An 8489-nucleotide genomic window follows, 5' to 3' on the forward strand; every position below is an offset into this window, starting at 1 on the left:
GGGGTTCGATTCCCCTTAGCTCCACAGTCGAGAACCGCCCAGCCGCCAGGTCAGGGCGGTTCTCTCGTTTCCGGCGCCGATCCACGCCGTATTCCTCGTCCGGTAATTCCCGGTCGGTTCCCGCGCGCCCGCGGCGGATTCGCCGCTGATATCTTGGACAACGCTGTTCGCAAAGCGTGAGCTCGTCAGGGCGATCATGGACGAGGGGTGATCGCCCTGACGCTGTTCGCCGCGGCCGAATACCTCGCCACGCGCCCCCTCGAATCCGTGCCCGCTCGGACACAGAATCCGTGCCCGAGCGGACACAGAATCCGTGCCCGAGCGAAGACAGAATCCGTGCGCGAGCGGAGACAGAATCCGTGGCCGAGCGAAGACGGTCGTGCCCACGATTTTCCGGGCACGGCTCGGTGTGGTGTCGAATGCGCGCGGCTGTGCGCGCACTAGCCGGAGGTTTGCGGGAATAGCTTCCCGGCCGCCGCCCCGCGGTGGGTGTTCCCGGACGGGCGGCCTGCTCGCATTTCGGCCGTGGTATCGTTGATTCCGCTGGATGTCGAGGATGCGACGGGCCGGGGAAAGTGCGACGCGGGCCGCGGGGCGTGGCGGCCGGGCACCCGGCGCGGCGGGCGAGGTCCTCGCCCCGGCCGGACAAGTGCGGATCGGTGGCCCGAGTCCGCAACCGGTCGGCGAACACGACCCTGTCGCCGCGCGGCGAACCCCTGTCGCGGAAGTGTTTCGGCCCGATCGTCAGCGCGCGGACCGATGTGCTTGCATACTCTGTGCGGGGCAGCGCTGCTGCCTCGTACACAGGCGTCGGAACACGCCGGCGCCACGGAACTCTCCGGGGGTACTACGTGAACATCAAGACCATGCGGGGTTCGACCCTGCCCGAGGGCCGATCCCGCCGTCCGTGGCTGCGCGGCGCGGCGCCCGCGCTGCTCGCGGCCTCGCTGATCACCGCGCTGGTCGCGGGCTGCTCGTCCTCCGACGACAGCGGCGACACCACCGCCGCGCCGGTGACCGGCCCGCTGCCGGACGCCGCGCAGATCGTCCAGGAGTCCTCGCGGACCACCCAGACGCTGCAGTCGGTCCACCTCGACCTCGAGGTGAAGGACGTGCCGAATCTGCCGGTGGAGAGCGTCTCCGCGGACGTGACCAACCAGCCGCAGGGCGCAGGCCAGGCCATGGGGGAGGCCACGGTCAGGACCAAGCCCGAGGAGCCGTTCGTCGACACGAAGTTCATCGTGGTCGACAAGACGCTCTACACAGCGGTCAACAGCAACAACTACGCGCCCGTCGGCCCCGCCGAGCAGGTCTACGACCCGGGCGTGATCCTGGACAAGGACAAGGGCCTGGCGAACGTGATCGCCCAGGTGCAGAACCCGAAGGCCGAGGCGCGCGAGACCATCGACGGCATCGCCGTCGTCAAGGTCACCGGCACCATCGACGGCTCGGTCATCGACCCGGTCGTGCCGCGTCTGGGTGAGGGCGCGGGCGAGCTGCCGATCACGCTGTGGATCGCCGACGTGCCCCCGCCCGCCGAGGGCGACTCCGCCTCCACCCGCCCCTCGGAGGCGGCCTCCACCGGTGACGGCCCGAACCTGGTTCGCGCGGTGGTCGAGAAGGACGGCGGCACCGTCGAGGTGACCCTGTCCAAGTGGGCCGAGCCGGTCAACGTCGTCAAGCCCGCGGGCTGACCGACCGCCGGCAGGCGAGCAGACACCCGGTCCGGGGCGTGAGGCGGCATCGCCCCTCGCGTCTCCGGACCGGCGTCGTTCCCAGCTCCTTCGCGCCGTGATCGCCCGTCCCCGTCGTCCACGGGGGCCGAGGTGATCGCGAAAGCCGCACTCCGACAACGGCATACCCGGACCGGCGCAGTGGCCGGTCGAGGCCGTTCACCCGTCGTCGCGACCGCGGGCGCCGGGCGGTTCGTACCGCCGCGCCATCCGCTCCGACGACTCGGTTCGCCCGCACGTCCGCCGCCGGGCAGGACCCGGCGACCGCTTAAGAGATTGTTCAGTGAAGTACAAGCCGCCGTGGGGAGCATTCACTCTCGACAGCGCCGGCTCCCTGGTCGGCCAGGAAAGCCGTTCGGACACGGAGGAAAGACATGACGACAAGTGACCGCCCGGAAGTCGAGGAGCGGGACTTCCGTCGACCCCCCGCGCCCGACGGCCCACCGCCGGTCTCCAATGTCTGGGTCTACAACGGCAAAGCCTACGACCTGTCGGACTGGATCTCCAAGCACCCTGGCGGCGAGTTCTTCATCGGGCGCACCAAGAACCGCGATATCACCTCGATCATCGGCTCCTACCACAAGGACCCCGAACGCATCGAGCGCATGCTGGAGCGCTATTCGCTCGGCCGCGAGGCCCGCCCCGAGGACATCCATCCCAAGGCCAACGCGCCGGACTTCCTGTTCAAGGAGGGTTTCGACAGCTGGCGCGACACCCCGAAGTACCGCTTCGACGACAAGAACGACCTGCTGCACAAGGTCAAGGCGCGACTGAAGGATCCCGAGGTCGCCGCCCGGCTGAAGCGCATGGACCGGATCTTCGACATCGTGGCGATCACGCTGGCCGTGCTGTACTTCGCGGTCCAGGGCGTTCGCCTGGCCGAGCCGGCCTGGATGCCGCTGCCGATCTTCGTCTTCGCCATGGTCGTGCTGCGCAGCTCGCTGGCCGGCTTCGGCCACTACGCCATCCACCGTGCCCAGAAGGGCATGAACAAGGTCTTCACGAACTCCTTCGACATCAACTACGTCGCACTGGCGTTCGTGACCGCCGACGGGCACGCGCTGCTGCACCACCCGCACACCCAGAGTGAAGTCGACATCAAGAAGAACGTCTTCACCATGATGATGCGAGTGCCGAGGCTGTACCGGATACCGATCCACACGCTGCACAAGTTCGGCCACACCGTCACCGGTATGACGATCCGCCTGCTCGACGTCGTCCGGCTCACCCGCAAGGTGGGCGTCAAGGAGATGTACGGCAGTATGCGCGGCGCGCTCCCGCACTTCATCGGCTCTTTCGGCATGCGCGCGCTGCTGCTGGGCGAGCTGATCGTGTTCACCGTGATGGGCGACTTCTGGGCCTGGGCACTGCAATTCGTGGTCACGCTGTGGATCAGCACCTTCCTGGTGGTGGCCAGCCACGACTTCGAGGTCGAGACCGACGAGCTGCCCGAGTCCGGCACCGAGGACTGGGCGGTGAACCAGATCGAGCAGGCCTACGACCTGAAGGTCATCGGCAACCGGTACGTGGACTGCTTCCTCGCCGCGGGGCTGAGCTCGCATCGCGTCCACCACGTGCTGCCGTACCAGCGCAGCGGCTTCGCCAACATCGCCACCGAGGACATCCTGCGCGAGGAGTCCGCGAAGTTCGGCGTCGAATGGCTGCCCGCCAAGAGCTTTTTCACCGATCGCTTCCCGAAGCAGATAAACACCTACCTGTTGGCTCCCTCGAGGGACGCCGAGGAGAAGAACTGGGGCTTCGTACGCGAACACCTTTCACCGACGGCGCTGAAGACCTGCGCGATCTACACGGTTCAGGGCTTCACCGGAATCGGGACCGTCTGACCCGACTCCGCGAGCGCGCGCCGCGCCGCCACGCCCGCGCCCGCCGCCGATCACCACAGTCCTCGAAGGGAACAACAACCATGTCCGTCACCGTCGACCACAGCGGCGCCCGTCCCGCCACCGAGCCCCGCCATCGCATCGTCCCCGCGCCCGCCTCGGCCCACTCGCCGATGCCGCCCGCCCCGCCGGTCACCATCGGCGTCATCGAGGGCATCGCGACCGGCTCGCCCGGGCACGTCGTGGACCAGGCGAGCGCGGCCGAGCAGGTCGCCGGCCTGTTCGCCGACCCGGCGCAGCAGGCCCGGATCGCCCGCGTCTACGACAAGACCCGCATCGACACCCGCCGTATGGCCGTCGACCCGACCGATCCCGAGTTCCTCGAATTCAGCAGGAAGCCGGGCAATCTGCGGGACCGGATGAACCTCTACTACCGCCACGCCGCCCCGCTGGCCGTCGACGTGGCAGGCCGCGCGCTGGCCGACGCGGGCTGCGCCGCCGAGGAGATCGGGCAGCTGGTGTTCGTCACCAGCACCGGCTTCATCGCCCCCGGCGTCGATGTCGCGGTGCTCACCCAGCTCGGGCTCTCGCCCACCGTCGGCCGGGTGGTGGTCAACTTCATGGGCTGCGCGGCCGCGATGAACGGCATCCGCACCGCCACCGACTACGTGCGGGCGCACCCGGACAAGAAGGCGCTGGTCGTCTGCCTGGAGCTGAGCTCGGTGAACGCGGTGTTCGCCGACGACGTCAACGACGTCATCATCCACAGCCTCTTCGGCGACGGCTGCGGTGCGGTCGTGGTCGGCGCACGCCAGGCCCGCCAGCCGCTGGCCGCGGGCAAGATCGTCGTGCGCGACAGCTTCAGCCACCTGTTCGACGGCGCCGAGGACGGCATCGTGCTCGGGGTCAACCACAACGGCATCACCTGCGAGCTGTCGGAGAACCTGCCGCAGTACATCTACCGCGGCGTCGACCCGGTGGTGCGCGAGGTGCTGGCCCGTAACGGCCTGACCAAGGACGACATCGACCTGTGGGCGATCCACCCGGGCGGTCCGAAGATCATCGAGGAATCGGTGCGCTCGCTCGGACTCGACCCGCGGCAGGCCGCGCCCAGCTGGGAGGTGCTCGCCCGCCACGGCAACATGCTCTCCGTCTCGCTGATCTTCGTGCTGGAACAGATGATCCGGCAGTCCACCCCGGGCGAGTCCATCTCGACCGGTGTGGCCTTCTCCTTCGCGCCCGGGGTCACGCTCGAAGGTCTGATCTTCGACATCATCCGTCGCTGATCTCGCGACCCATCGCTTCTCTCGAGAGAGCACCCGATCATGCAACTCATCAAATTCCTGGTCTCGATCTCCTGGACGCGCATCGTCGCGGTGATCGTGACCGGCCTGGTCTGCGGCGCGGCCAACACCTATCTGGTCACGCTCATCAACGCGGTGGTCTCACCGCCACCGCAGCCGCGGGCCACCGTCGAGCAGTTCCTGCTCACCATCGCGGTGGTCCTGGTCAGCGGCCTGCTCTCGCAGGTGCTGCTGATCCGGCTGGCCCAGGACGCCATCCTGCGGCTGCGCTCGGACCTGAGCGCGAGCGTCGTCGCGGCGCCGCTCGAGCATCTGGAACGGCTGGGCATGCACCGGCTGGTGGCCACCCTGACCGAGGATGTGCGCTCGCTGTCGCAGGCGGTGACCGCCATCCCGGCCATCTGCATCGACGTGGCGACCATCGTCGGCTGCTTCGTCTACCTGGCCACCGTGTCGGGGCCGATCTTCGCGATCACCATCGCGGGCACCCTGATCGGCATCGCCTGCGTGGAGCTGTTCCTCGGTCACGTGCGCCGCATCTACCACGCGGCGCGGGAGAACGAGGACGCGCTGCTGCGCTCCTTCCAGTCGGTCACCCTGGGCATCAAGGAGCTCAAGCTGCATCGCGGCCGTCGCCGCGACTTCATGGACCGGCACCTGCTCGGCACCGCCAAGCAGTTGCGCGAGCAGAACGTCGACGCCGGCTCGAAGTTCTCGGTCGCCCAGAGCCTCGGCCAGTTGCTCCAGCTGGGCACCATGGCGCTGATCCTGTTCGGCGTGGCCAAGGCGCTCGACCTGCCGCGCGAGGTGATGGTCGGCTACATCCTGGTCACCACCTTCCTGTCCATGCCGATGCAGAACTTCATGCACCGGCTGCCCGACCTGCTGCGCGGTGACGTGGCGCTGGCCAAGATCCGGGCCATGAACCTCTCGCTGGAGACCCTGCACGACGAGGACAGCCTGCCGTACGCGCAGCGGCCCGTCGTCGAGTCGGCCCGGCTGGAGCTGTCCGGCGTGAGCTACCACTACCGCCAGGACCTGCCGTCGGCGCTGCCGCCCGGCCCGCACGGTGGACCCGGTGGACCCGGCACGCCCGCGGGCCCTGGGCATCCCGGTGGCGGGCATCCGCCGCTGCCGCCCGGACACGGGCCGGGGCCGAGGGCCGGTGCGCCGGACGTCAACGGCAAGCGCAGGGTCAGCCACGCGGGCTCCGACGGCAGGCCGGTGCCGCTCGGGCCGCCGCCCGGCCCGGCGCCCGGCGAGGACGACGGGTTCACCCTCGGCCCGGTGGACCTGGTCTTCGAGCCCGGCCAGATCACCTTCGTGGTCGGCGGCAACGGCAGCGGCAAGTCCACGCTGGCCAAGCTGATCACCGGCCTGTACGTGCCGCGCACGGGCACGGTCTCGCTCAACGGCGAGGCGATCGACCATCAGAACATCGAGTGGTTCCGGCAGCACAGTTCGGCGATCTTCACCGATTTCCACCTGTTCGAGGACTATCTCGGGTTCGATCGGCCCGGCATCGACGAGGAGGTCCGCCACTACCTGCGGGAGCTTCGCCTCGACGACAAGGTCGACGTGCGGAACGGAACGCTGACCACGATCGCGCTCTCCCAGGGCCAGCGCAAGCGCCTGGCGCTGCTGACCGCCCTGCTGGAGGACCGCCCGATCTACGTCTTCGACGAGTGGGCGGCCGACCAGGACCCGAAGTTCCGCGAGGTCTTCTACAACGAGATCCTCGACGAGCTCAAGCGGCGGGGCAAGACGGTCATCGTGATCACCCACGACGATCGCTACTTCGATCGCGCCGACCGGCTGGTCAAGCTGGAGTTCGGCAAGGTCGTCGAGCCGGTGGCCGTCGAGGGCTGACCGCCGGTTCCGGGATGCCCGGCAGCGCCGAGAGATGCTGCCGGGCATTCGTCGTCGTGTGCCGGGATCGTCGTGTGCCCGTGTAGCCGTGCGCCCGTGCGCCAGTGCGCCAGTGCGCCCGTGTGCCCGTGTGCCCGTGTGCCCGGTCATCGAGCGCGTGCTTCGCGCACGGGCAGTCGCGCGAACCTCGGCCCGAGCGCGCGCCCCGCCGCGCGCAACGGCTCTCCGCTGCGCAGCGTCCTGGACAGGACGAACGCGCCCTCCAGCGCGGTGAGCACGGCCAGGATCAGTTCGCGGGCCTCCGCCGCGGCCACGCCGCGCCTGCGGAAGCAGGCGATGCCCTCCTCGATCCACGAGGTGACGATCTCGGCGCTCACCTCGCGCAGTTCCGGTTCGCTGTCGGCGATCTCGCCCGCGACGGTGACCACCGGGCACATGTTGATCCACCCGGCCTGCTCCATCTGCTCGGCGGCGGCGGCGAAGACGGCGGGGATGCCCGTGCCGAGATCGTCGTGCTCGTCCAGCAACAGCGGGATCAGCCGCAGGTAGGCCGCGCCGGAGGTGCGCAGGGCGGCGGCGGCCAGCTGTGGCTTGCCCTCGGGGAAGTGGTGGTAGAGCGATCCCATCGGGGCGTTCGCGGCCACGGTCACCTGCTTGACGGGGGTGCCGTGGTAGCCGCGGACGCGCAGCTGCTCGGCCATGGCGGTCACCAGGCGTTCCCGTGTGCCCCCCGACTCCGGCATTGACATCTTCTCGCTCACCGTTACAGACTAGAACAAACGCTCTAGAGCGATCGCTCTAAGGAGGCTCCCATGCCGACCGTCGATCTCGCCGCCGGGCGAATCCACTACACCGAGCGCGGCAGCGGCCCCGCCGTCGTCCTGCTGCACGGCCTGTTGATCAACCACACGGTGTGGGACGAGGTGCTCGACCTGCTGCCCGAGGGCTTTCGCTACGTGCTGCCCGACCTGCCGCTGGGCGCACACCCCGAGCCGGTCCAGGCAGGCGCCGACCTGAGCCTGCGCGGGCTGAACCAGTTGATCGCCGAATTCCTCGCCGCGCTCGATCTGCGCGATGTGACCCTCGTGCACAGCGATTGGGGCGGCGGGCTGTTCCTCACCGCCTACGGCCTCGACGAGCGGGTCGGCAGCCTGATCGTGCTGCCCTGCGAGGCCTACGACAATTTCCCGCCCGGGTTGCCCGGTCGTACGGCGACGCTCGCGGCCCGGCTGCCCGGCGGCGTGGTGCTCGCGCTGCGGCAGCTGCGGGTGGGGTGGCTGCGCCGCACCCCGCTGCTGTTCGGCTGGATGACCCGGCGCGGGTTGTCCGACGAGATGGTGCGCGGGTGGACCGAACCGGGCCTGCGCGACCCGGCCATCCGGCGTGACGTGCTCGGCTACCTGCGCACCTACCTGCGCGGCGAGGTCGACGACCACATGCTGATCGCGCACACCGAAGCGCTGCGGCGGTTCCGTGGCCCGGCGCTGATCCTCTGGTCGTCCGATGATCGCGTCATGCCGCTCGCGCACGCGCGGGCGCTCGCGGAATCCATGCCGGACGCGCGGCTGCGGGTCGTCGACGACGCCGCGGTGCTGTCGATGATCGATCGTCCCGAGGCGGTCGCGGCCGAAATGGGCGCATTCCTGGTGGAGACCGTCGCCCGTCGGTGAGCCGACACGATTCCGGGCCGGGACCCCCGGGGGGGGGCGGCCGGGATACCGTTGCCCACCGGGCGGGGCGCC

General features: G+C 69.5%; 6 protein-coding genes. 5 read left to right on the top strand and 1 reads right to left on the bottom strand.

Annotated features, from left to right (window positions below):
• The first annotated feature begins 866 nt into the window (after positions 1–866).
• The 4 genes from QH283_RS01920 to QH283_RS01935 all read left to right on the top strand — a co-directional run bounded on the left by QH283_RS01920 (position 867) and on the right by QH283_RS01935 (position 6747).
• A complete protein-coding gene (locus tag QH283_RS01920; RefSeq protein WP_280501293.1) occupies positions 867–1694 on the top strand; it encodes an LppX_LprAFG lipoprotein in 828 nt (275 codons plus the stop codon).
• A gap of 413 nt (positions 1695–2107) precedes the next feature.
• A complete protein-coding gene (locus tag QH283_RS01925) occupies positions 2108–3577 on the top strand; it encodes a cytochrome b5 domain-containing protein (protein WP_280501294.1) in 1470 nt (489 codons plus the stop codon).
• Positions 3578–3657: 80 nt separating this feature from the next.
• The gene (locus QH283_RS01930; RefSeq protein WP_414689647.1) at positions 3658–4860 is read left to right on the top strand and encodes a type III polyketide synthase; all 1203 of its coding nucleotides are present in this window, start codon (positions 3658–3660) and stop codon (positions 4858–4860) included.
• 39 nt (positions 4861–4899) lie between these two features.
• Positions 4900–6747, top strand: coding sequence for an ATP-binding cassette domain-containing protein (locus QH283_RS01935; RefSeq protein WP_280501295.1), 1848 nt, complete (start codon positions 4900–4902; stop codon positions 6745–6747).
• A gap of 146 nt (positions 6748–6893) precedes the next feature.
• Here the strand turns inward: QH283_RS01935 and QH283_RS01940 are convergent, their stop codons facing one another.
• Positions 6894–7508 (bottom strand): TetR/AcrR family transcriptional regulator, encoded by a 615-nt coding sequence (locus QH283_RS01940; RefSeq protein ID WP_280501296.1) that lies wholly within the window; start codon positions 7506–7508, stop codon positions 6894–6896.
• Between the two features lie 51 nt (positions 7509–7559).
• Here QH283_RS01940 and QH283_RS01945 point away from each other — a divergent pair, with 51 nt between their 5' ends.
• Entirely contained in the window at positions 7560–8417 is an 858-nt protein-coding gene (locus QH283_RS01945; RefSeq protein ID WP_280501297.1) for an alpha/beta fold hydrolase, read from the top strand.
• Positions 8418–8489 lie beyond the last annotated feature (72 nt).

The organism is Nocardia farcinica, assembly GCF_029867845.1.
In the GTDB taxonomy this organism is placed as follows: domain Bacteria; phylum Actinomycetota; class Actinomycetes; order Mycobacteriales; family Mycobacteriaceae; genus Nocardia; species Nocardia farcinica_A.

What these genes read in the sequence shown, in the direction of transcription:
- QH283_RS01945 (WP_280501297.1), top strand. Translation starts at nt 7,560, where the DNA reads ATGCCGACCGTCGATCTCGCCGCCGGGCGAATCCACTACACCGAGCGC.
- QH283_RS01930 (WP_414689647.1), top strand. Translation starts at nt 3,658, where the DNA reads ATGTCCGTCACCGTCGACCACAGCGGCGCCCGTCCCGCCACCGAGCCC.
- QH283_RS01925 (WP_280501294.1), top strand. Translation starts at nt 2,108, where the DNA reads ATGACGACAAGTGACCGCCCGGAAGTCGAGGAGCGGGACTTCCGTCGA.
- QH283_RS01920 (WP_280501293.1), top strand. Translation starts at nt 867, where the DNA reads ATGCGGGGTTCGACCCTGCCCGAGGGCCGATCCCGCCGTCCGTGGCTG.
- QH283_RS01935 (WP_280501295.1), top strand. Translation starts at nt 4,900, where the DNA reads ATGCAACTCATCAAATTCCTGGTCTCGATCTCCTGGACGCGCATCGTC.